The sequence below is a fragment of the Actinocorallia herbida genome, from assembly GCF_003751225.1.
GTDB lineage: Bacteria > Actinomycetota > Actinomycetes > Streptosporangiales > Streptosporangiaceae > Actinocorallia > Actinocorallia herbida.
Genome location: NZ_RJKE01000001.1, coordinates 4426561 through 4447658, shown reverse-complemented (window position 1 = coordinate 4447658; position 21098 = coordinate 4426561). Strand labels below are relative to the sequence as shown.

General features: G+C 72.0%; 21 protein-coding genes. 10 read left to right on the top strand and 11 right to left on the bottom strand.

Going from position 1 to position 21098, the window contains the following annotated elements; all coding sequences use genetic code 11:
• The first annotated feature begins 88 nt into the window (after window positions 1-88).
• On the top strand, window positions 89-1012 hold the full coding sequence (locus EDD29_RS20575) for a MerR family transcriptional regulator (RefSeq protein ID WP_211359811.1): 924 nt from the start codon (window positions 89-91) through the stop codon (window positions 1010-1012).
• Window positions 1013-1123: 111 nt separating this feature from the next.
• On the opposite strand, the gene EDD29_RS20570 is transcribed toward EDD29_RS20575, so the two are convergent.
• Window positions 1124-1945 (bottom strand): SDR family oxidoreductase, encoded by an 822-nt coding sequence (locus EDD29_RS20570; protein ID WP_123665977.1) that lies wholly within the window; start codon window positions 1943-1945, stop codon window positions 1124-1126.
• 77 nt (window positions 1946-2022) lie between these two features.
• Here EDD29_RS20570 and EDD29_RS20565 point away from each other — a divergent pair, with 77 nt between their 5' ends.
• Complete coding sequence (locus tag EDD29_RS20565) at window positions 2023-3306, top strand: TetR/AcrR family transcriptional regulator (RefSeq protein WP_123665976.1); 1284 nt, start codon at window positions 2023-2025, stop codon at window positions 3304-3306.
• A 73-nt stretch (window positions 3307-3379) separates the two neighbouring features.
• Here the strand turns inward: EDD29_RS20565 and EDD29_RS20560 are convergent, their stop codons facing one another.
• Together EDD29_RS20560 and EDD29_RS20555 are read right to left on the bottom strand one after the other, a co-directional pair.
• Window positions 3380-3790 (bottom strand): nuclear transport factor 2 family protein, encoded by a 411-nt coding sequence (locus EDD29_RS20560; RefSeq protein ID WP_123665975.1) that lies wholly within the window; start codon window positions 3788-3790, stop codon window positions 3380-3382.
• Between the two features lie 72 nt (window positions 3791-3862).
• Window positions 3863-5209: an MFS transporter gene (locus EDD29_RS20555; protein WP_170201482.1), complete on the bottom strand. Its 1347-nt coding sequence runs from the start codon at window positions 5207-5209 to the stop codon at window positions 3863-3865.
• A gap of 302 nt (window positions 5210-5511) precedes the next feature.
• On the opposite strand from EDD29_RS20555, the gene EDD29_RS20550 reads away from it, so the two are divergent.
• On the top strand, window positions 5512-6375 hold the full coding sequence (locus EDD29_RS20550) for an LLM class F420-dependent oxidoreductase (protein WP_123665973.1): 864 nt from the start codon (window positions 5512-5514) through the stop codon (window positions 6373-6375).
• 58 nt (window positions 6376-6433) lie between these two features.
• On the top strand, window positions 6434-7696 hold the full coding sequence (locus EDD29_RS20545) for an amidohydrolase family protein (RefSeq protein WP_123665972.1): 1263 nt from the start codon (window positions 6434-6436) through the stop codon (window positions 7694-7696).
• Between the two features lie 53 nt (window positions 7697-7749).
• Here the strand turns inward: EDD29_RS20545 and EDD29_RS20540 are convergent, their stop codons facing one another.
• Window positions 7750-8526, bottom strand: coding sequence for an SDR family NAD(P)-dependent oxidoreductase (locus EDD29_RS20540; RefSeq protein WP_123665971.1), 777 nt, complete (start codon window positions 8524-8526; stop codon window positions 7750-7752).
• A 269-nt stretch (window positions 8527-8795) separates the two neighbouring features.
• Between EDD29_RS20540 and EDD29_RS20535 the strand changes: the two genes are divergently transcribed.
• Window positions 8796-9329, top strand: coding sequence for an FAS1-like dehydratase domain-containing protein (locus tag EDD29_RS20535; protein ID WP_123665970.1), 534 nt, complete (start codon window positions 8796-8798; stop codon window positions 9327-9329).
• Between the two features lie 17 nt (window positions 9330-9346).
• A complete protein-coding gene (locus EDD29_RS20530; RefSeq protein WP_123665969.1) occupies window positions 9347-9802 on the top strand; it encodes a MaoC/PaaZ C-terminal domain-containing protein in 456 nt (151 codons plus the stop codon).
• Window positions 9803-9922: 120 nt separating this feature from the next.
• On the opposite strand, the gene EDD29_RS20525 is transcribed toward EDD29_RS20530, so the two are convergent.
• The 5 genes from EDD29_RS20525 to EDD29_RS20505 all read right to left on the bottom strand — a co-directional run bounded on the left by EDD29_RS20525 (window position 9923) and on the right by EDD29_RS20505 (window position 14761).
• A complete protein-coding gene (locus tag EDD29_RS20525; RefSeq protein ID WP_123665968.1) occupies window positions 9923-10852 on the bottom strand; it encodes a VOC family protein in 930 nt (309 codons plus the stop codon).
• A gap of 13 nt (window positions 10853-10865) precedes the next feature.
• Window positions 10866-11201 (bottom strand): hypothetical protein, encoded by a 336-nt coding sequence (locus EDD29_RS20520; protein WP_123665967.1) that lies wholly within the window; start codon window positions 11199-11201, stop codon window positions 10866-10868.
• A gap of 51 nt (window positions 11202-11252) precedes the next feature.
• Entirely contained in the window at window positions 11253-12668 is a 1416-nt protein-coding gene (locus EDD29_RS20515) for a carboxyl transferase domain-containing protein (protein WP_123665966.1), read from the bottom strand.
• Entirely contained in the window at window positions 12658-13512 is an 855-nt protein-coding gene (locus EDD29_RS20510; RefSeq protein WP_123665965.1) for a 3-hydroxyacyl-CoA dehydrogenase family protein, read from the bottom strand. The genes EDD29_RS20515 and EDD29_RS20510 overlap by 11 nt, the downstream gene beginning before the upstream one ends.
• Window positions 13513-13597: 85 nt before the next feature.
• Complete coding sequence (locus EDD29_RS20505; RefSeq protein ID WP_123665964.1) at window positions 13598-14761, bottom strand: thiolase family protein; 1164 nt, start codon at window positions 14759-14761, stop codon at window positions 13598-13600.
• 233 nt (window positions 14762-14994) lie between these two features.
• On the opposite strand from EDD29_RS20505, the gene EDD29_RS47745 reads away from it, so the two are divergent.
• Window positions 14995-16032, top strand: a complete 1038-nt coding sequence (locus tag EDD29_RS47745; protein ID WP_281280910.1) for a LacI family DNA-binding transcriptional regulator — start codon at window positions 14995-14997, stop codon at window positions 16030-16032.
• Window positions 16033-16198: 166 nt separating this feature from the next.
• Window positions 16199-17035: an FAD-binding protein gene (locus tag EDD29_RS46375; RefSeq protein ID WP_211359810.1), complete on the top strand. Its 837-nt coding sequence runs from the start codon at window positions 16199-16201 to the stop codon at window positions 17033-17035.
• A gap of 76 nt (window positions 17036-17111) precedes the next feature.
• Here EDD29_RS46375 and EDD29_RS20490 read toward each other — a convergent pair whose 3' ends face one another.
• Both EDD29_RS20490 and EDD29_RS20485 read right to left on the bottom strand, forming a co-directional pair.
• Window positions 17112-17909 (bottom strand): enoyl-CoA hydratase/isomerase family protein, encoded by a 798-nt coding sequence (locus EDD29_RS20490; RefSeq protein ID WP_123665962.1) that lies wholly within the window; start codon window positions 17907-17909, stop codon window positions 17112-17114.
• 62 nt (window positions 17910-17971) lie between these two features.
• A complete protein-coding gene (locus tag EDD29_RS20485; RefSeq protein WP_123665961.1) occupies window positions 17972-18370 on the bottom strand; it encodes an ArsR/SmtB family transcription factor in 399 nt (132 codons plus the stop codon).
• 336 nt (window positions 18371-18706) lie between these two features.
• Between EDD29_RS20485 and EDD29_RS20480 the strand changes: the two genes are divergently transcribed.
• Window positions 18707-19843, top strand: a complete 1137-nt coding sequence (locus EDD29_RS20480; RefSeq protein ID WP_123665960.1) for an acyl-CoA dehydrogenase family protein — start codon at window positions 18707-18709, stop codon at window positions 19841-19843.
• Window positions 19844-19848: 5 nt separating this feature from the next.
• Window positions 19849-21093 carry an acyl-CoA dehydrogenase family protein gene (locus tag EDD29_RS20475; RefSeq protein WP_123665959.1) on the top strand — a complete coding sequence of 415 codons (1245 nt, stop codon included), beginning with the start codon at window positions 19849-19851 and terminating at the stop codon, window positions 21091-21093.
• Window positions 21094-21098 lie beyond the last annotated feature (5 nt).

Genomic DNA, 21098 nt, shown 5'->3' with positions numbered 1-21098 from the left:
GATGCGGCACATCGCCGGATTCGGCCATTCGTCACCCTCTCGGAGCGCGGGTTGCATCTCCTGTTACGGGAGGTGGGACGGTGGGGGAGTGCGGTATTCGATCGGTGAGGTCGCCCGGCTGGCCGGGTCGACGGTCAAGACGGTCCGGTTCTACTCGGATGAGGGACTGGTTCCGGTGGAGGGGCGGGATCCGTCGGGGCACCGGCGGTACGGGGCGGACGCCCTTGCCCGGATCGGGTTGATCAGGACCCTGCGGGAGCTGGGGATCGACCTGGGGACGGTGCGGAAGATCCTCGACCGGGAGACGGGGCTCGCCGACGTCGCCGCCGCGCACGCCGAGGCCGTGGCCGTCCAGCTGAGAGCGCTGCGGTTGCGGCACGCCGTCCTGACGGCCGCCGCCCGGCGGTCCGCGACCCCGGAGGAACTGGAACTCATGCACAGTCTCGCCCGCCTGTCCGCCGCCGAGCGCGACTCCCTCGTCGCGTCCTTCCTGGACAGCACCTTCACCGGTCCGGTGCTGCGCGGCATCCGCACCTCGCTGACGCCCGCGCTGCCCGACGACCCCACCCCCGACCAGCTGGACGCCTGGGTGGAACTGGCCGAACTCATCCAGGACGAGCGGTTCCGCCACCTCATGCGCGACGTCTACGAGGAGTACGCCGCCTCCGCCCGTGGCCACACCGGCCCGCCGCGCCGCCACATCGTCGCCGTCATCCAGGCGGCGACGGCGCCGGCTCTCGCCGCGGGCACCGCCCCGGACTCGCCGGAGGCCGCCGCGCTCGTCGACGAGGTGCTCACCGCCTACGCGGCACTCCTGACCGACCCACCCGGGGACCGCGCCCTGCGCGCCAAGCTCCGCGCCCACCTCCAGGCGGCCAACGACCCCCGCCGCGAGCGCTACTTCACCCTGCTCGCCCGCGTCAACGGCTGGGGAGACTCCAGGCACCCCCGCCGCGAACTCGACTGGCTCCTCAGCGCCCTCGACGCACCGCGGAGGACAGGCGCTCTCTAGCGAGCCGCTGCCCCGCACGCGCCCCGAATCGACGATGCCGGTCGGGGCTCGCGGGGTCTTGTCCTGTCCGATCGGCCAATATTGACCGATCGGACAGGACAAGGGGTGGGGTCAGACGGGGGTGGTCACGCCGGCGGTGGCACCGCCGTCCACCAGGAGGTCGGTGCCCGAGATGAAGGTCGCGTCGGGGCCCAGGAGGAAGGCGGCGGCGGTGGCGATGTCCTCGGGGGTGCCCACGCGCTTGGCGTTGGAGGCGGCGATCATGGCGCGCATGTTGTCGCCGCTGTCGCCGGAGAGTTCCTCCATGCCCATGGGGGTGGCGATGACGCCGGGGCTGATGGAGTTGACGCGGGCGCCTCGGCGGGACCAGGTCGAGCTCGCGGCGCGGACGCGCAGGTGGTTGGCGTGCTTGGCGAAGACGTAGGCGAAGCCGCTGTTGCCGGCGAACTTGGCGGGGTCGGTCAGGGGGAGGGACAGAAGGTCGTCGGCGGGGGCCGTGGCGAGGAGGGCCGCGTCCTCGGGGGGCAGGGCGGGCATGTGGTGGCCGGCCATGCTGGAGATCACGAGGCCGGCGGCGCCCTCGGCGACGATCGTGCCGAACTCGTCGAGGACGAGCGCGACGCCCAGGAGGTCGACCGCGAGGATCGCCGCGACGGGGGCCTGGACGGGGGAGAGGCCCGCGGTGTGGACGACCTTGGCGACGTCGCCGAGGCCCGCGGCGGTCTTCGCGAGGGCCGCGACGGACTCGCGCGAGGTCACGTCGACGAGCTGGGTGGTCACCCGCTGGCCTTCGCCGGAGAGCCGGGCGGCGGCGGCCTCCAGGACCCCGGCGTCGAAGTCGGCGAGGAGGAGGTGCGTGCCGGAGCCGACGCGGCGGGCGATCGCCTCGCCCATGCCTCCGGTGCCGATGACCACTACCACCTGGTCAGCCATGGATTCTTCCCTTCGGGGGCGGGTAATTCCAACATCTGTTGGATTTCCAACAGCCGTCGGAATAATACCCTGGGATCGTGACCGTTCACCCGACCGCCAACCCCCGCGCCCAGCGCACCCGGGCGCGGCTGCAGGACGCGCTGCTCGACCTCGTCGCCGAACACGACCTCGACCAGATCTCGGTGTCCGACGTCACCAAGCGCGCGGGCGTCAACCGCTCGACCTTCTACGAGCACTTCACCGACACCCACGATCTCGCCGCGCACGCCTGCACCGCGCTGTTCGACGGGATCATCGCGGCCGCGCCCGTCGTCGGCCCCGGCTCCCCGCCCGAGGTCCTGGGCATCGGCGGCGACGCCCTCGCCGACCTCTTCGCCCGCATCGGCGAACGCGCCGACCTCTACCGGGCCCTCCTCGGCCCGACCGGCAGCGCCCGCGTCATCGACCATCTCCGACGCCGCCTCACGATCGCGATCCACGTCAACTTCACCCACCCCACCGCCGCCAGCCACGCCGACGACCCGGCCGACATCCCCGACGACCCGACCGCGGCCCTCCTCGCCGGCACCCTCCTGTCCGCCGCCACCGACTGGCTCCACCGCGCCCACCCCGAGACCCCCGCCGAACTCAGCGCGCGGATAGCCCCCGCCTTGGCCGCCCTGCTGGCCGACCACCCTTCCCTCATCGAAATGGGCCTCGTCCCGCCCGCCCCGTCCGACGGACCGGAGCCGGGCGACGCCCAGGGCACGTCCGCGCCGGAGGCCGGAACCGCACCGGGCGTCCCGGAGGCACCTCGGACACGCGGAAGCGGAGCGCATCCGCGCGGGGCGGCGCTGCACGACAAGCTGCTGGACGCCGCCCTTCGCCTGTTCGTCGCGCGCGGGTACCGGGGCACCTCGCTGCAGGACATCGCGTCCGAGGTCGGCTGCGCCAAGGCCTCGGTGCTCTACCACTTCTCCGACAAGCAGGCGATCCTGCGCGAACTGCTCACCCCCGCCGTCACGGAGTTCCTCGCGCTGGGCGCGCGCCTGACCCTCTTCCCCGACGACCAGGTCGCCGAGGCGACCGTCCGGGGGTTCGCCGACATCACCCTGCGCCACCGCCGCCAGGTCGGTCTCCTCCTGTCCGACGTGGCGGAGACCACCGGCGCCCTCGACGTAGACGACGGTCTCGACCTGGGCGAACTCCTCATCACCTCCCTTTCCGGCCGGTCCGCCGACCCCCAGATCCGCATGCGCGCCTGGATGGCCCTCGGCACGATCCTGCTGGGCAGCGCGGGCAGCACCCACCTCGCCCTCCCGCCCGCCGACGCCCACGCCGCCCTGGTCCACGGCGCCCTCCGCGCCCTCACCCCCGACTGACTCCGGACCGGCTCCCCGGCGGCTCTGCGGCCGCCCATCCTCCGACGGCGGACGAGGCCGGATCCGGGGCGCGTCAGGACTTCGGCGGAACGATGTCGAGACGGAGGCGGGTCAGGCGGGTGGTCTTGATGCGCCAGCCGTCCGCGGTGCGGACGTAGGTCTCGTGGTAGTGGCCGAAGCCCGTGACGTCGGTTCCGTCGGGGAAGCGCAGGCGGTCCTCCATGGCCCAGACGCCCTGCGCGGTGGAGGCGGAGGGGAAGGAGATCTCCGGCATGTAGCAGTGGTGGACGGTGACCACCCCGGTGAGCTGGGGGACGAGGAACGCGAGGAACGCCTCGGCGCCCTCGATGACGCGGCCGCCGCCTTCGCTGAGGTCCACGACGACGTCGGCGGTGAAGAGGCCCGCGTAGGCGGTCCAGTCCTTGGCGTCGAGGAGACGGCAGTAGCGGGCCTTGAGCTGCTTGACGGCTTCGAGATCGTCCACGGGGAGTCCTTTCGGGGGACGAGAGGGGCCGGTCCCCCCAGAGAACAGGAGGAACCGGCCGGGTGGAAGGGGTCAGACGGGGTCGGGCGCCGGCTGGGACTCGGCGGACGCCGGGTCGGCGGAGTCCACCCCAGCGACGTAGTGCACGGCCCGGAACGAGAGCGCGACGAACGCGATGAGGCAGACGGCCACGATCCAGAGCCCCGGGCCGAGGGTCGAGCCCGTCGCGGTGACGAGGACGGCGGCGACGAACGGGGCGACGCCGCTGCCGAAGACCGTGCCGATGTTCTGGCCGAAGTTGGCGCCGGTGTAGCGGACCCGGGCGGGGAAGAGCTCGGCGATGTAGCTGAAGGCGGGCGCCTGCACGAGCGCGCCGAGCAGGCTGAACGAGCCCATCACCACGATGAGCTGGAGCACCCCGTCGGCCCGCGAGATGAAGTGCAGCACCGGGAACGACACCACGAGGTAGCCGCACAGCACCGCGGCGAGGACGCGGCGCTGCCCGAAACGGTCGCACAGGCGGCCCGCCACCGGGGAGAGCAGGGCGATCGGAAGGCCCATCAGCGCGCTGGCGGCGAACACCTGCTCGCCGGGGATGCCGCGTTCGCCGACCAGGTAGGAGTGGAACCAGATCGCGGTGTTCGGCGCGCCGTTGGCGGCCATCGCGATGCCGCCCGCGATGAGCAGGTTGCGGCGGTGCGTCCGGAAGATCTCGCGCAGCGGCGTCTTGACGACCTCGCGCTGCGCGGCGATCTCGGTGAACTCGGGAGAGTCCTCCAGCCGCGACCTGATGAGCAGGGCGAAGACGGCGAGGGGAGCCGCGAGGAAGAACGCGATCCGCCAGCCGTAGGACGTCATGGCGTCGCCGCCGAGCGTGCCCGCGAGGATCGCGGCGACGACCGAGCTGACGGTACCGCCGGCGAGCGCCCCCATCGGGGTCAGCGACGCCATGAAGACCCGCCGGGACCTGGGCACGGACTCCAGGACATAGGTGATCGAGCCCAGCATCTCGCTGCCCGCCGAGATGCCCTGCCCGAGCCGCAGCAGCACCAGGAGGACCGGCGCCGCGATCCCGATGCTGTCGTACGTCGGCAGGAGGGCGACGAGCGTGCTGCACAGGCCCATCAGCAGGACGCTCGCGACGAGGGCGTGCCGGCGGCCGTGCCGGTCGCCGATCCTGCCGAAGATGATCCCGCCGACGGGCCGGGCGACGAAGCCCGCGCCGAAGACGGCGAGGCCGGTGAGCAGGGACGTCGAGGGGTCGTCGGCCGGGAAGAAGAGCGGCGAGAAGTAGACGGTGAGGACGCCGTACAGGGCGAAGTCGTAGTACTCGATGAAGGTTCCGACGAACCCTGCGAAGGCCGCCTTGCGGGCGGCCGGGGGCAGGGGTTCACGGGGGACTGACGGATCGCGTCGCATGTGGGGGGTCTCCCGAAGAAATGGCGGGCGCGAGCGCACGCCGGGTGGGGGTCTGTCGGGACGATCCCGGCCGAGGCAGCTCCGGTGACTCAGCTCACAGATCGAGAGATTTAAATCTAAGGAACGGTATGTCCGGTCTGTCAAGCATCCGGCGGTGCCGATCCTGGCCCCGTGTGATCCATCGATCCACCCGTCTCGTCTCGCCCGACCCATTGCGTCCGCCCCGGTCGGTGCGCAATGATGCGATAGATGGATGCATATCGAATTATCCCGCAACGCAGCGGGGAGGCCCGGAGCACCCCATGAGACTTGCCCTGCACATCAACGACTACGCGAGCTTCGGCGAGCCCCGGCAGATGGCCGGCGCGCTGACCCGCGTCGCGCGGACGGCCGAGGACGCCGGTTTCGCCAGGCTCAGCCTCACCGACCACCTGTGGCAGATCAGCCTCATCGGCGAGGAGAACGAGCCGATGCTGGAGGCCTACACGGCGCTCGGCTTCCTCGCCGGGCAGACCCGGAAGATCGAGCTCCAGACGCTCGTCACCGCGGCGACGTACCGCGCGCCCGGCCTGCTCGCCAAGATGGTCACCACCCTCGACGTGCTGTCGGGTGGCAGGGCCTGGCTGGGCATCGGCGCGGGCTGGAACGACGAGGAGGCCCAGGGCCTCGGGCTCCCGTTCGCCCCGCAGCGCGAGCGCTTCGCCCGCCTCGAGGAGACGCTGGAGATCTGCCTCCAGATGTGGAGCGAGAGCACCTCGTCCTATCTGGGCCAGCACTACCAGCTCGCCAGCACGCTGAACGAGCCGCGCCCGGTCTCCTCGCCGCGGGTCCTCGTCGGCGGCGGCGGAGAGCGGACGACCCTGCGCATCGCCGCGAAGTACGCCGACGCCTTCAACGTCTTCGGCGGAGCCGACGCGGGCCAGAAGATCACCAGGCTGCTCGAGCACTGCGACCAGCTCGGCCGCGACCACCGCGAGATCGAGAAGACCGCGGTCCTGCCCGTCGCGACCGAGGAGGCCGGCTGGGTCGACGCCCTGATGGGCGAGCTGGACCGCCTCCACCGGACGGGCTTCACGACCGTCTACTGCGCGCTTCCCGCCGTCGCGTCCCTCACCCCGCTGGAGACGCTCGGCACCAAGGTCATCCCCGAGATCTCCCAGTGGTGACCGGCGCTCCGACGCGCCCCCACGACCTCCCCGACCGGACCTAGAGAGGAACACCCCCGTGAACGTCGAAGACCTGATCCTGGTGAGCATCGACGACCATGTGGTCGAGCCGCGCGACATGTTCGACAACCATGTGCCGGCCAAGTACAAGGACCAGGCGCCCAAGTCCATCATGGACGAGAACGGCTACGAGAAGTGGTGGTTCCAGGGTGTCGCCAGCGCGTCCAGCAGCCTGAACGCGGTGGTCGGCTGGCCGAACGAGGAGTGGGGGATGAACCCCTCGACGTTCGCCGAGATGCGGCCCGGCAGCTACAACATCCATGAGCGCGTCAGGGACATGGACCGCAACGGGATCCTGGCGTCGATGTGCTTCCCGTCGTTCGCCGGCTTCAGCGCCAGGTTCTTCCAGGAGGCCGAGGACAAGGACCTGGCCCTCATCATGCTGAAGGCCTACAACGACTGGCACATCGACGAGTGGGCCGCCACGTACCCGGGCCGCTTCATCCCGATCGCGCTCGGCCCCGTGTGGAACCCGGAGGAGCTTGCGAAGGAGGTGCGGCGGGTCGCGGCCAAGGGCGTCAAGGCCGTGACGATGCCGGAGCTGCCGCACATCCAGGGCCTGCCGAGCTACCACGACCTGGAGTACTGGGACCCGTTCTTCCGCGCGGTGTCGGAGACCGGCGTGGTCATGTGCCTGCACATCGGGCAGGGCTTCGGCGCGATCAAGATGGCGCCGGACGCGCCGATCGACAACATGATCATCCTGGCCACCCAGGTGTCGACGTTCGCCGCGCAGGACCTGCTGTGGGGCGGGGCGATGACGAAGTACCCGGACCTGAAGATCGCCTGGTCGGAGGCGGGCATCGGCTGGATCCCGTTCTACCTGGACCGCTGCGACCGGCACTACACGAACCAGAAGTGGCTCGGCCACGACCTCGGCGGCAAGCTGCCCAGCGACATCTTCCGCGAGCACTCGCTGGCCTGCTACGTCACCGACCCGACCGCGCTGAAGGTCCGGCACGACATCGGCGTCGACATCATCGCCTGGGAGTGCGACTACCCCCACTCGGACTCCATCTGGCCGAACGCCCCCGAGTTCGTCCTCGACGAGATGCAGGGCTCCGGCGTGCCCGACGACGAGATCAATAAGATCACCTGGCAGAACACCTGCCGATTCTTCGACATCGACCCGTTCGCGGTCATCCCGAAGGAGCAGGCGACGGTCGGCGCGCTGCGCGCGCAGTCCCCGGACGTCGACACCACCATTCGTTCGAAGCACGAATGGCGCGAGCTCTACGCGCAGAACCACGCGTCGTCCTGAGCGTGCCGGGAGCCGTCGGCGCGCGACCCGCGAGGGCCGCGCGCCGACGCGTTTCACAGGGCGAAGGAGTAGCCGCCGTTGACGGGGTAGGTCTGGCCGGTCACCCATCCGGCCTGCGGCCCGGACAGGAACGCGATCATCGCGGCGACCTCGTCGGGCCGCCCCGAGCGGCGGATCACGTACCGGCTGACGGCCTGGGCGAGTTCCGGGGCGTCGGGGTCGTCCTCGGCCCGGTCGGGGCCGACGGTGCCGAGGGAGACACAGTTGACCGTCACGCCGTACCTGCCGACCTCGCGGGCCAGCGCGCGGCTGAACCCCGCCGCGCCCGCCTTGGCCGCGGAGTACGCCGCCATGGTCGGCTCACCGAGGCGGCCGGCGTCGGAGATGATCGTCACCACCCTGCCCCACGACCGCTCGATCATGGCGGGCACGAACGCGCGGGCGGTGTGCATCACGCCGTACAGGTTGACGTTGAGGAAGCCGTCCCAGTCGGCGGGGTCGGTGGCGACGAAGGGGGCGAAGTCGTCGCGGGTGGGCCCGGTGACGCGGCCGGCGTTGCCCGCGTTGTTCACCAGGACGTCCAGGGGCCCGATCGCCTCGGCGGCGGCCCGCACGGAGCCGAAGTCCGTCACGTCGAAGACGGTGCCGGAGGCCTTGCCCCCGGCCGCGGTGATCTCGGCGGCGACGGCGTCGGCCCGGTCCCGGTCGAGGTCGTTGACGATCACCTCGGCGCCCCGGCGGGCCAGCTCGCGGGCGATCACGCGGCCCATGCCCTGGCCCGCGCCCGTCACCAGGGCGCGCCTTCCGGCGTGCGTCTGCTCTGCGGTCATCTGGGAGCCCTTCTCTCGGGGTGGGCTCCGCGGTCGCCGACGGCTCTGCTCCGGCCGCGCGGCGGCGCGGAGAGGTCTCTGGTGCCCGGCCGACGCGAGTCGGCTCGGGCCCGCCTCCACCGTAGAAGGCGGCACGCGGTCCGTCCATAGTTGATTCGAGATTTCTACATCTATCCATCAATACAGTACGATCAGCACGTGAAAGCACGACTCACCCGGCGCTTCGGCCACCAGGGCGCGCAGGGGAGAGGGAAAGGGACAGACGGCACATGAGCGAACGCGAAGACAGCCTCATCCGGCCCGACATGCTGGAGGTCATCGGCAGGCCCTACCGGCGGCAGACCTCCTATCCGGTCGGCGCGTCCGACATCCGCCGCTGGGCGGCCGCGGTCCACTTCCCGGCCAAGCCCCCCGCGCGGTACACCGACCCGCGCGCCGCGCAGGAGGGCGGCCTGGTCGCCCCACTGGACTTCAACCCCTTCGCCTGGGGCGCGGCGGAACTCACCGGCACGGGCGTCGAGATCGACCTCGACCCCTCCTACCGCAGCTCCGGCGCGATGGAGCACTTCCTCGGCGTCCGGCCACCCGAGCTCAAGCGCGCGCTCAACGGGGGTGTCTCCGCGACCTACACGGGCGTGCCCGTCCGTCCCGGTGACGTGATCACCTCCGCGTCGGCCGTCGAGCGGTACTCCGAGCGCACCGGCCGCCTCGGCCGGATGCTGATGACCGACACCGCCACTCTCTGGACGAACCAGGACGGCGACGAGGTCAAGACCTTCCGCATGACCCTCATCCGCTACTGACCTTCCGGGAGGAACCGATGACCGACACCGCCGTGCACGCCGCCCTCGCGGAGTCCGCCGCGACCGAAGAGACCACCGAAGGCACCTCCGTCCCGGGCTTCACCCGGACCGCGGGCCTCGAGGCGTGGAACCGCTACGCCGCCGTCAACGACGAGTTCGTGGGCATCCACATGGACGACGAGGCGGGCCGGGCCGCGGGCTACCCGGGCGCCATCGGCATGGGCAACCTCATCTGGGGCTGGCTGCACTGCATGCTCGACGAGTGGGTCGTCGGGCGGGGCAGGCTCGAGCACCTCGAATGCCGGTTCAAGGCACCCGCGCTCAAGGGCGACGAGGTGGTCTGCGGAGGCGTCGTGACCGCGCGGGAGACCGCCCGCGACGGAGCCGTCTCCCTGACCGTCGAGGTGTGGGCCGACCGCCAGAACGGCGACAGGCTCGTCGCCGGCACGGCCCGCTTGATCCTCAACGCCTGACCGGGCGAGTGAAAGGCCCCTGAGACGGAATCCGTCTCAGGGGCCTTTCTGGTCGTACGACCGGTAGGAGCGGACCGACCAGCGCCGGAGGACGGCCCGCCCCTCGCGGGGAGTCGCGGATCAGGCCGGGCCGACCTCGAACTCCTCGCTGCCGAAGTACAGGGGAGCCCCGAAGGAGTCCTCGACGTTCGTCACCAGGAGGTCGGGCCGGAGCCGGGTCGTGCGGACGTCGTTCTTGTTGAGCCAGGTCTCGGCCGCGTCCACGTCGCCGACCTTGAACCGCAGGCTGAAGATCATGTTGCCCCATCGGGCGACATGCCGTCCGAGGTCGGAGTCCTCCTCCAGTGGCTCGACCAGCTGGAGCAGGCAGTCACCGAGCCGGAGGATCTCCGACTTGGCCTGGAGGTCGGCGTCCACGCCCGAGCGGATCGGCACGGCCTGCATGGTGTCGGCGTAGATCTTGACCGCCGACTCCAGGTCCTTCACGCCGAGCGTCACGCACTCGAACTTCTCGAGGGTGAGCGGGTGGGTCTGCCACATCTTCGCCAGCGACGACCAGGTGTCCAGGTCGCGCGGGTCCTGCGGCATGTCCGTCCGGCACAGCTCGACCATGAGTCCGGCGGTGTCGCGCGGGCTCGGGAAGACGTAGGCGGTCTCCGGGTCGAACGTCTCGATCCGGCCGCCGCCGGGCTTGCCGATGTAGATGCCGGCCTCCAGCATCCGCTCGGCGAGGCCGACGAGGTCGTCCACCTTGTAGCCGACCGAGTGCAGGTGCCTGCCGAACTTCGTGTAGAACTTGCCGACCGGGAGCTTCGGATTGACCGGCTCGGCGGGCGACATCGTCTCGATGCACAGGTCGCCGATCATGAGGAGGGTCGCGTGTCGGTCCTCCCAGGGGAGGTAGTTGGGCTCCTCGACGCCCATGTAGACGAACCCGCCGAAGACCCGCTCGTACCACTCGCGGAGTTCCTGGGCGTCATCGGACATGTGCACGACATGGACCATCCGGCCGATGCCGAAGTCGCCGGTCAGCTCGGGCTGCTGCTTCATCGGTGTGTCTCCCTCAGTCCTCGGCCGATTCGACGACGGCCCACTCCAGCACCGGCGGACGGGTGGTGTAGTCCATCAGTTCCGACTGCCTGAGCCGTCCCGCCTTGGCGGCCTCGACGAGCTGCGCGGCGGCCTTCGCCACGTCGTCGTCGGCGAGCTCGTAGACGGTCAGGAACCGGGGCTGGTCCGTCGAACCGGGCTCCGCGGCGACGCGGTGGCGTACGACCCGGTCGATCGCCGGGATCGCGGCCCGGACGTCGGGGATGTGGACCTCGTCGTACCACTTGGCGAACGCGTCGGCGCCGTCCGGAACCGGGCTGCTCCACGCGAACAGCGTTGCTCTGCCCATGTCGGGTCTCCTTCTCTCGATGTGCGGATGCTGGGGAAGGCCTGAGGCGGCCTAGGACGTCACGGCGGCGGCGGTGGCCGCGTCGGGCCTGCCGTCCCGCGCGCCCGGCCGCGCGTGCGCGAGGGCGTCGGCGACCGCGGCCCGGACGGCCGCGGTGTCCTCGGCGACCACGGCGTCGGCGACGCCGAGCCGCACCAGGTCGCGGGGGGTCATGCGCAGCGCCCGGGTCAGCTCCGGGGCGCGGGCGGAGTCGCGGTACAGGACCGCGGCCCCCGCCTCGGGCCCGATGACGGAGAACACGGCTCCGTCCAGGACCAGAAGGTGGTCGGTGTGCGCGAGCGCCATGGCCCCGCCGCTCCCGCCCTCCCCGACCACGAGGCAGACGCTCGGGGACCTGAGTTCGGCGAGCGCGAGCAGGGTCCTGGCGATCTCGCGCGCCACCCCGCCCGCCTCGGAGTCCGGCCGCGGGTCGGCGCCGGGGGTGTCGACCAGGGTGACGACCGGCAGCCCGAGCCGGTCGGCGAGCCGGACCGCGCGCTGGGCGAGCCGGAAGGCGCCGGGGCCGGGGGCCCCGGGCGTCCGTCCGGCGAACCTGTCCATCGCGACGACGACCGCACGGCGTCCGCCGAGGACGGCGATCCCCGCCCGGATCGCCGGGTCGGACCCGCCGATCCCGGTCCAGGAGTCGGTGAGCCAGGCCGCCCACTCCAGGCCGGACGGCCGCAGCGCGCCCCTGGCCCGGATCAGATGGTCGTAGGGGTCGGGCCGGGACGGGCTGGTGTCCGGCGCGGCCGGGCGGCCCTCCGGCAGGACCAGCGGGCCGCCGTCGGCCGCGCCGACCGCCGCGGCGAGCCAGTCCCAGCACTCCTCCGGCGGGACGATCGCGTCGATCAGGCCGTGGCCCAGCGCCGACTCCGCGGTGTGCGAGGTCGGCGGCGGGTACGCCCCCGTCACCTCGGCCACCACGCGCGGGCCGCCGAAGCCGATGGTCGCGTCCGGCTGGGCGGCGCGCAGGTCCGTCAGCGACGCGAACGACGCGAAGACGCCGCCGGTCGTGGGGGAGCGGAGGTAGGCGGCCGAGCGGAGCCCCGCCGCCGCGTGCCGCGCGGCGGCCGAGACCGTGCGCGGCATCTGGAGCAGGGAGATCATCCCCTCCTGGAGCCGCGCGCCCCCGGTCGAGACCGTCTGGACGACCGGGAGCCCGGCCGCCGAGGCGCGGTCGAAGGCCCGGACGATCCGGACCCCGGCGACCGCGCCCATCGTGCCGCCCGAGCGCCGGAAGTCGCAGTCGATCCAGACGGCCGGGGACCCGGCGAGGTCCACCAGGGCGGTGCGCACCGACTCGTCGGCCGAGGCGGGCGCGGTGTAGCCGGGGAACTCCAGGACGTCGGCCGAGCGCAGGTCGTCGTCCCAGGACTCGACGACCTCGGCGGCGCCCCGTTCGGGCGCGAGCGGATCAATCGTCATAGGTGTAGAAGCCCCGCCCGGTCTTGCGGCCCAGCCAGCCGAGCCGCACGTACTGCTTGAGCAGCGGCGGCGGGAAGTAGCGCGGGTCCTTGTACTCCTCGTACATGGACGCGGCCATGTCGTGGACGATGTCGAGGCCGATGAGGTCGGAAAGCCGGAACGGTCCCATCTTGTGGTTGAACCCGAGGGTGATCACCGCGTCGATGGACTCCATGTCGGCTACGCCGCGCTCGAAGGCCCGGATCGCGTCGAGCAGGTAGGGGACGATGAGGAGGTTGCCCACGAAGCCCGGGACGTCGTTGACCAGGACGGGCGACTTGCCGAGGCCGGTGGCGAACTCCGTCAGGGCGTCGATGCAGTGCTGCTCGGTCACCGGGGTCTTGATGACCTCGATGAGGCGCATCGCCGGGACCGGGTTGAAGAAGTGCAGGCCGACGACCTGCTCGGGGCGGGACGTGGCCGCGGCCAGGATGACCAGGGGGATGGTGGAGGTGTTGGAGGCGATGAGGGTGTCGGGGCCGACCAGCCGGTCGATCTCGCCGAGCAGCCGCTTCTTGAGCTCGACGTCCTCGTAGACCGCCTCGACGACGAGGTCGGCCTTGGTGATCTCGGTGAGGTCGGTGGTCAGGGTGAAGGCCGACATGGCCAGTTCGACCTGCTCCGGGGTGATCTTGCCGCGCGCCGCGGTGGCGGCGAGCCCCGCGCTGATCCGTTCGCGGGCCGCGGCGACCCCGGCCTCGGACGCCTCGACGCCGACGACCTCCAGGCCGTGCTGGGCGGCGAGCTGCACGATGCCGCCGCCCATCGTGCCGCAGCCGACGACGGCGATCTTGCTGATGTTCATGGTGGGATACCTCGCCGATCGGGTGAGCTCAGGGTGAGCAGGGTGGACGGCCGCACCGTGGCCGGTGCGGCCGGAAGCGAAGGGGTCAGGGCACTTCGATGATCACGGCGCCGCCCTGGCCGCCGCCCGCGCACATGGTGGCCAGGCCGCGGCCGCCGCCTCTGCGGCGCAGCTCGTGGACCAGCGTGGTGACCATGCGGGCGCCGCTGGCGGCGATCGGGTGGCCGAGGCTGCACCCGCTGCCGTAGATGTTGACGCGGGCCTCGTCGATCCCGAGTTCCCGGCAGGCCGCGACGGGGACCGAGGCGAACGCCTCGTTGATCTCCCACAGGTCGATGTCGGCCACGCTCAGCCCGGTCTTGTCCAGGATCTTCGTCGCGGCGTCGATCGCGCCGACACCGGTGTACTTCGGGTCGACGCCGACCGAGGCCCACGCCCGGACGACGGCGAGGACGGGGATGCCCTCCTCGCGGGCCAGGTCGTCGGCGAGGACGGCGAGCGCGGCGGCCGCGTCGTTGGTGCCGCAGGCGTTGCCGGCGGTGATCGAGTAGCCCTCGATCTCGGGGCGGAGCGGCTTGAGCGAGGCCATCTTCTCCGCGGTGGTCGTCGCCCGGGGGTGCTCGTCGGCGGCGAACTCGACGATCTCGCCGTCCAGGCGGGTCACCTTGATCGGGGCGATCTCGTCGGTGAACAGGCCGACGGCCGTCGCGGTGACCGCGCGCTGGTGGGAGCGCAGCGCCCAGGCGTCCATCTGCTCGCGGGTGAGGCCGTACTTCTGCGCGACGTTCCAGCCGACGGTCATGTCGGTGAAGTCGTTGGCGTCCTCGGTGTAGGGGAAGGTCGGGGGCGTGCGGCGCTCGGGGGAGTGCGGGGCGGCCCAGGTGAGGGCCGGGCCCAGCGACGACGAGTTCGCGCCGCCCGCGACGACCGCCCGCTCCGATCCGGCGCGGATGCCCGCGGCGGCCATGCCGAGCGCGGTGAGGCTGCTGGCGCAGTGCCGGTTCACCGCCACGCCGGGGACGTGGGTCATCCCGGCGGCGACCGCGGCGTAGCGGGCGAGATCGCCGCCGCCGTACAGGGTCTCGCCGAAGATCACGTCGTCGAACCGCTCGGGCGCGAGGCCCGAGCGGCGGACCGCCTCCTGCAGCACGTGGACGGCGAGGTCCTCGGCCGGGGTCGCGGCGAGCGTGCCCTTCCTCGCGGTTCCGATGGGGGTGCGGACCGCACTGACGATCACGGCTTCGGGCACGGGGCCACCTCACTCCTGGGGGTCGATGTGGCCGCCGGGCGCGGCGCCGCCCGGCGACGACTCGAACCATAACCGATATTTCTAAAGTCGTAAATGTATCCATCGACATGATCCGTAAGATCGATGCCTCCCGGCGCGCGCCGGCGCCGCCGACTGCCGTACGGTGGGAGTTGCGGAGTCGGGGACCCGCGCCGCGCGCGGAGCCGTGCCGGCTTCGACCCTCAGGAGACGATGTGTCCAGGCAGCCGACGGGTGAGGACGCCCCGTCCGGCCGCGCGCGCCCCGCCACGAGCGCCGACGTGGCAAGGGCCGCCGGAGTCTCCCGGGCGACCGTCAGCCATGTCCTGAACAACCAGGTGGAGCGGTTCAGCGCCGAGACCGTGGAACGGGTCCGTGACGCGGCGCTCTCCCTGGGCTATGTCCGTTCGGCCGCGGGCCGGGCGCTGGTGATGGGCCGTAGCGACTTCGTCGTCCTGGTCCTGCCCTACACGACGTTCACCAACGTCCAGGACGTCATCGAGGTGCTGTCGTCCGAGGTCGAGAAGATCGGGCTCAGCCCGGTCGTCCACTTCAGCGTCCCGCGCGCCCAGACCGCCACGTCGCGGCGGCTCCAGCACATGGTCGAGACGCTGCGGCCCGCGGGCGTGGTCGATCTCGGCGGCCTGTCGCCGCACGACATCGCGTTCCTCGACGAGGTCGGCTGCATGCTCGTCAACGGCGAGGGCCAAGGACAGCAGCAGCCGGACTACAACACCGCGATCGGCGACTTCCAGGCCCGCCACCTCAGGGCCAGGGGCTATCCCACGCTCGCCTACGGCTTCCTGTCCGACGCGCGCGACGACCCCTACGGCCAGATGCGCGCCGACGCCGTCGCCGCCTACTGCGCCCAGGAGCGCCTCGCGCCCCCGCTCTACCTCCGCGTCCCCCTGGAGCAGGAGGGCGCCCGCAAGGTCCTGGAAGAGGCGCTGCCCCGCACCGGCGTGCCCCTGGCCGTCGCCTGCTACAACGACCTCGTCGCCCTGGCCCTCGCCGACGCCGCCAAGTCCCTGGGCCTCGACGTGCCGCGCGACCTCGCCGTCATCGGCGTCGAGTACGCCCCCTTCGGCCAGGTCATCACCCCCCGCCTGACCACGATCGCCGCCGACGTCCCGGTCTCCCTCTCCCACATCATTCAGGCGCTCGACGAGGGATTCGGCGGCTTCCGCGCCTCCGAGATCCGGGTCGGCACCGCGGAAGAGGCCTTCCGCATCGTTCAGGGCGAAACCACCTGACCCGACCCGGAGCGGACCACGGCGCGGAGATTCCCCCCGAGGTCAGGCCCCTTTCCCTCCGACCGTTGACACGTGTCACCCAGGTTCATAGGGTGGGCGGCGTCGACGAGAATCAGCTCTGCGGGATCACCCCCCCCGCGGGCCGTGCTGGCGAGGAGGCTGGCCGATGGCGCTGGACGGACATGTCGATGTGGTCGTCGTCGGATTCGGCGTGGCGGGAGCCGCGGCGGCCTTGGCGGCGGCGCATGCCGACGCCCGGGTGCTGGTCCTCGACCAGGATCCCCTGACCGAGCGGAGACCCGGAATCCCCCGCCCCGAACGTCCCCGCGAGATGCTGCGGGCCGGACTGCGCGCCGCCGCGCGGGAGGCCGGCGTCGAGGTGCGCCCGCACGCCAGGGCGCACGAACTGCTCGTCGTGGGCGGTGAGGTGTGCGGGCTCGGCTACGCGACCCTGCCGTCCCGCGCCGCCGCGCTCGGCCACCGGATACTGCGCAGGATGGGCGAGCGGGCCACCACCCGGGTGCGCCCGGTGCTGGCCAGGGCCGCCGAGGCGGTGTGGGAGGCGGGATTCAGCGTCGCCGAGGTGGACTGCTCATCGGTCGTCCTCGCGATGGACTCCCGGCACTGGGAGTTCGTCGGCCCCGCGACCTGGTCGGCCGCGCACACGGCCCGCGCCGAGGCGGCCGCCCCGGGCACCCGGTCGCGGTGGCCCGAGTTCCCGGCCGACGGACCCACCCCGGAACTCGCCGTCCGCGCCTGGTGCGCCCACGGCGACGGCTCCCTCACCGAGGTCCAGAGCGAACTGGGCGTGGACGAGGAGACCGGCGCGATCCTCGTCGGAGGGCATCTCCCGGTCCCCGGCCTCTACGCCGCGGTCCGCACCTGCCGCGCGGACGCCGCCGACCCCGGCGCGCACGCGGTGATGACCGCGGGCCGTCGCGCCGGCAGCGGCGCGGTCAACACCGACGGCAGATACGGCACCCGCATCAGGGCTGTCGGCTGACCGCCGCCTTCGCCGGCCCGCCCGCTCGGGCCTCAGCCGGTGCGAAGGCCGGAGGCGCTTTCACACCGGAGTTCGCTCATCTGCCGCGGAACTGCGGCGCCCTGTTCTCGCGGAAGGCGGCGATGCCCTCGTGCAGGTCCGAGGTGGTCATGGTGACGGGCTGGGCGAGGGCCTCCCACTGGAGGGAGGCTTCGAGGCCGGCGGCGGACTGTTCGAGGCCGGTCTTGGTGAGGCGCAGCGCGATCGGGGCGGCCTCGGCGATCCGGGCGGCGGACTCCAGCGCCTGCTGGAGCGCGTCGTCGCCGACACCGGTGACCAGGCCCCAGTCGAGTGCCTGGTCGGGGGCGACCTCGCGGCCGGTGTAGAGCATCTCGCGGGCGCGGGTGACGCCGATCGCCTCGGGCAGCAGCCAGGTCGAGGCCATGCCGCCGTGGGTGCCGCGATAGATGAACGGCACGCTGAAACGCGCGGTGCGGGAGGCATAGCGCAGGTCGCAGGCGAGGGTGAGGCACACGCCCGCGCCGACGGCCGGGCCGTTGACCGCGGCGATCACCGGGAAGGGCAGGGCGCGGGGCCGCAGCCAGCTCCGGTAGAAGGGCAGCATCCGCTCGCGCAGCCGGTCGATCGTGACGTCCTCGGCCGATCCCTGGTCGAGCCAGGAGAGGTCGGCGCCGGAGCAGAACGAGCTGCCCGCGCCGGTCACCACGAGGACCCTGGTCTCCCGGTCGGCCGCGACGGCGTCGATGGCCAGGTCCCAGGCCCGGGTCATCTCCTCGGTCATCGCGTTGCGCACGCCCGGCAGGTTCAGCGTGACGAGCCGGACCCCGGGTCCGGGATCGCTGAGCACCACCGCGTCACTGGAGGCGGCCGCCATGAACGGATCCCTTCTGTCGTCAGGGCCGAAACGCTATCGCAGGACCGCGCGGGTCCCGCGTGCTACCAGGTGAGGAGTCCGGCCGGGGCGTCGGTGTCGCCCGAGGCGGCGGCGAGGCGCGGCTGCTCGGCACGGGCCGGCGCGGCGGACTCGGCGGGCGCCGGGGCCTCGACGAGGCGGGGGCCGGGAGCCAGCTTCCACAGCTCGTCGATCACCTCGCGCAGGACCTCGTGGCGCAGTGTGTAGAAGTAGTTCCTGCCGCGCTTGTGCACCTCGATCAGCCCGGCCTGGGTCAGGATCTTGGTGTGGTAGGAGATCGTGGTCTTGGAGACGGGCAGCGTGTCCTCAAGGACGCTGCACGCGAACTCCTCCTCCTGCGCGATCTGCTGGACGATGTTCCACCGGATCGGGTCGCTCAGCGCTTTCAGGACCTCGGTGGTGGCGACGGTCTCGCGTGGCATGACGGCCCCTCCTCTCCACGGGTCAGCGGGCCGGTGCTCCGACCGGGCAACGTTCTCCGGATCGATGCTTCGAGCATTCGGCAACCATGAACTTATCTCAACGGAAAGCATACGGCTCGGCCCCTGGGCGTGACCCTTCCCACAGGGATGATCTAGGACCCGCGCTTACTCACCGGAGTGATAGTGACGGATACTTCGATACATTGACAAGTGTATGTCCGTCGTGTTCAGTAAGGGCATATCCGCTAGTGGCGCCCGGCCTCCGTGATGTCCACCCCCACACCCCCCGGACCGCGAGGCCGCGCCCTTCGTTGTGCACACGTGAGAGGAGTCTCGATGGAGTTGACGCTCTCGTCGGATCAGAAGCTCTTCCAGACCTCGGCCCGACGGCTCCTTGAGAAGGAGTACCCCCTGGACCGGATCCGGGCCATGCGGGACGGCGAGCCGCGCTGGAGCCGGGACTGGTGGCAGCAGGGCGCCGAGCTGGGCTGGGCCGCCGCCATCGTGCCCGAGGAGCTGGGCGGCGGCAGCGTCTCCGGCGAGGGCGTCCGCGACCTCGCCGTGCTGGCCGAGGAGCTGGGCGCGGGCGTGAGCCCCGGCCCGCTGCTCCCGGTCAACGTCGTCCTCGCCGCCCTGGTCGAGACGCACGGCGCGGGCCCCGACCACAGCGCGGAGGTCGAGGCGTTGGTGGCGGGGGAGAGCGTCGCGAGCTGGGCGGTGTACGAGCCCGGCGGCGAGTGGTCGCCCCTGGCGCCCGCGCTCACCGCGACCCCCGACGGCGACGGCTACGTCCTCGACGGCCTCAAGGACCGCGTCCAGGAGGCCGAGCAGGCCGATCTGCTGCTGGTCACCGCGCGGACCCCCGACGGCGTCGCGCAGTTCCTCGTCCCGACCGGGGCCGACGGCGTGACCGTCACTCCGCAGTGGAACGTCGACCTGTCGCGCACCTACGGCGAGGTCGCCTTCGCCGGCGTGCGCGTCGGCGCCGACGCCCTCGTGGGCGCGCCCGGAGCGGACGAGGTGATCGAGCGGCAGCTCCAGATCGCGGTCCTGATCCAGTGCGCGGAGGTCTGCGCCGTCCTGGAGCGGGTCTTCGCGATGACCGTCCAGTGGGCGTTCGACCGCTACTCCTTCGGCCGCCCGCTGGCGTCCTACCAGGAGCTCAAGCACCGCTTCGCCGACATGCGCACCTGGCTGGAGGCGTCTCACGCCACCACCCAGGCCGCCGCCGCGGCCATCCAGGAGAGGTCGCCGGAGGCCGCCGAGCTGGCCAGCGTCGCCAAGTCCTTCGTGGGCGAGAAGTCCCTGCTCATCGTGCAGGACTGCGTGCAGATCCACGGCGGCATCGGGGTGACGTGGGAGCACGACCTGCACCTCTTCCTCCGCCGCACGACGGTCGACCAGGCCCTGTACGGGACTCCTGAGGACCACCGACTGCGCCTCGCCGACCTCGCCGCCACCCCGAAGGGCTGATCAGCATGACCGACACCACGATGGAGAGCGTCGAGTCGTTCCGCCTCCGCGCGCGGGCCTGGCTCGCCGCGCACATGCCGCGCCGGGACGCCGAGGCGGAGGCCGCCGAACTCCCCGAGGACGACATCGGCGACTGGCTGCGGGCCCGCGAACTCCAGCAGCTGCTGTACAGCGGCGGGTTCGCCGGGATCTGCTTCCCCAAGGAGTACGACGGCCTGGGCCTGACCCCGGCGCACCAGCTCGCCTTCAACGAGGAGAGCGCCGGCTACGAGATGCCGCTGGCGCTGAACCTCCCCTCGTTCGCCATCTGCGCGGCGACGATCCTGGACTGCGGCACCGAGGAGCAGAAGCGCGACCGGATCGGCGGGGCCATCCGGGGCGAGGAGATCCTCTGCCAGTTCCTGTCCGAGCCCAGCGGCGGCTCCGACCTGGCCGGCCTGATCACCAGGGCCGACCGGGACGGTGACGACTTCGTGATCAACGGCTCCAAGACCTGGAGCACCTCGGCCTACGCCGCGGACTGGGCGCTGTGCCTGGCCCGCACCAACTGGGACGTGCCGAAGCACCGCGGCCTCACCATGTTCCTGATGCCGACCAAGGCACCGGGCATCACGATGAACCGCGTCCGCATGGTCAACGGCTCTTTGGAGTTCTGCGACGAGTTCTTCGACAACGTCGTCCTGCCCGCGTCCGCGGTCGTCGGCGAGGTCGACGGCGGCTGGGCGGTCGCGTCCCGGCAGCTCTTCCACGAGCGCAACTCGATGGGCGGCGGCTCCCCGTACGTCAGCGGTCAGCGCGACAAGGGCGGCATGTCCCATGTCACCCCGTTCGACGTCGCCGCGGTGTCGGGCCGCTCCGCCGACCCGCGGGTGCGCGAGATGGTCGGCCGCAGCCTCGTCATGGAGAAGGTCGCCGAGCAGACCGCGACGCGGGTCACCCGCGGGATCGCCTCGGGCGCGCTGCCGCCCACCGCGGCCTCTCTCCTGCGCCTGCTGCACGCCGAGTACTCCCAGCTGAACGACGACCTCGCCGTGCGGATCGCCGGATCCCGGATCGGGTTCGGCGAGGCCGGGGGGCAGGGCCCCACCGGCCGCGCCTCGATCGGCTACCTCATGCGCCAGGGCGGCAGCCTCGGCGGCGGCAGCACCGAGATGGCACGCAACGTCATCAGCGAGCGGGTCCTCGGCATGCCCCGGGAGGCCGCGCTCGACCGCGACGTCCCGTTCAACCAGGTCAAGCGCGGACGCTGAGGGCG

Excerpts from the sequence above, each read along its gene's own strand:
- EDD29_RS20555 (WP_170201482.1), bottom strand. The coding sequence starts at position 5,209 with ATGCGACGCGATCCGTCAGTCCCCCGTGAACCCCTGCCCCCGGCCGCC.
- EDD29_RS20550 (WP_123665973.1), top strand. The coding sequence starts at position 5,512 with ATGAGACTTGCCCTGCACATCAACGACTACGCGAGCTTCGGCGAGCCC.
- EDD29_RS20510 (WP_123665965.1), bottom strand. The coding sequence starts at position 13,512 with ATGAACATCAGCAAGATCGCCGTCGTCGGCTGCGGCACGATGGGCGGC.
- EDD29_RS20490 (WP_123665962.1), bottom strand. The coding sequence starts at position 17,909 with ATGGCGGCCGCCTCCAGTGACGCGGTGGTGCTCAGCGATCCCGGACCC.
- EDD29_RS20480 (WP_123665960.1), top strand. The coding sequence starts at position 18,707 with ATGGAGTTGACGCTCTCGTCGGATCAGAAGCTCTTCCAGACCTCGGCC.
- EDD29_RS20475 (WP_123665959.1), top strand. The coding sequence starts at position 19,849 with ATGACCGACACCACGATGGAGAGCGTCGAGTCGTTCCGCCTCCGCGCG.
- EDD29_RS20520 (WP_123665967.1), bottom strand. The coding sequence starts at position 11,201 with ATGGGCAGAGCAACGCTGTTCGCGTGGAGCAGCCCGGTTCCGGACGGC.
- EDD29_RS46375 (WP_211359810.1), top strand. The coding sequence starts at position 16,199 with ATGGCGCTGGACGGACATGTCGATGTGGTCGTCGTCGGATTCGGCGTG.
- EDD29_RS20525 (WP_123665968.1), bottom strand. The coding sequence starts at position 10,852 with ATGAAGCAGCAGCCCGAGCTGACCGGCGACTTCGGCATCGGCCGGATG.
- EDD29_RS20515 (WP_123665966.1), bottom strand. The coding sequence starts at position 12,668 with ATGACGATTGATCCGCTCGCGCCCGAACGGGGCGCCGCCGAGGTCGTC.
- EDD29_RS20570 (WP_123665977.1), bottom strand. The coding sequence starts at position 1,945 with ATGGCTGACCAGGTGGTAGTGGTCATCGGCACCGGAGGCATGGGCGAG.
- EDD29_RS20530 (WP_123665969.1), top strand. The coding sequence starts at position 9,347 with ATGACCGACACCGCCGTGCACGCCGCCCTCGCGGAGTCCGCCGCGACC.
- EDD29_RS20485 (WP_123665961.1), bottom strand. The coding sequence starts at position 18,370 with ATGCCACGCGAGACCGTCGCCACCACCGAGGTCCTGAAAGCGCTGAGC.
- EDD29_RS20535 (WP_123665970.1), top strand. The coding sequence starts at position 8,796 with ATGAGCGAACGCGAAGACAGCCTCATCCGGCCCGACATGCTGGAGGTC.
- EDD29_RS20540 (WP_123665971.1), bottom strand. The coding sequence starts at position 8,526 with ATGACCGCAGAGCAGACGCACGCCGGAAGGCGCGCCCTGGTGACGGGC.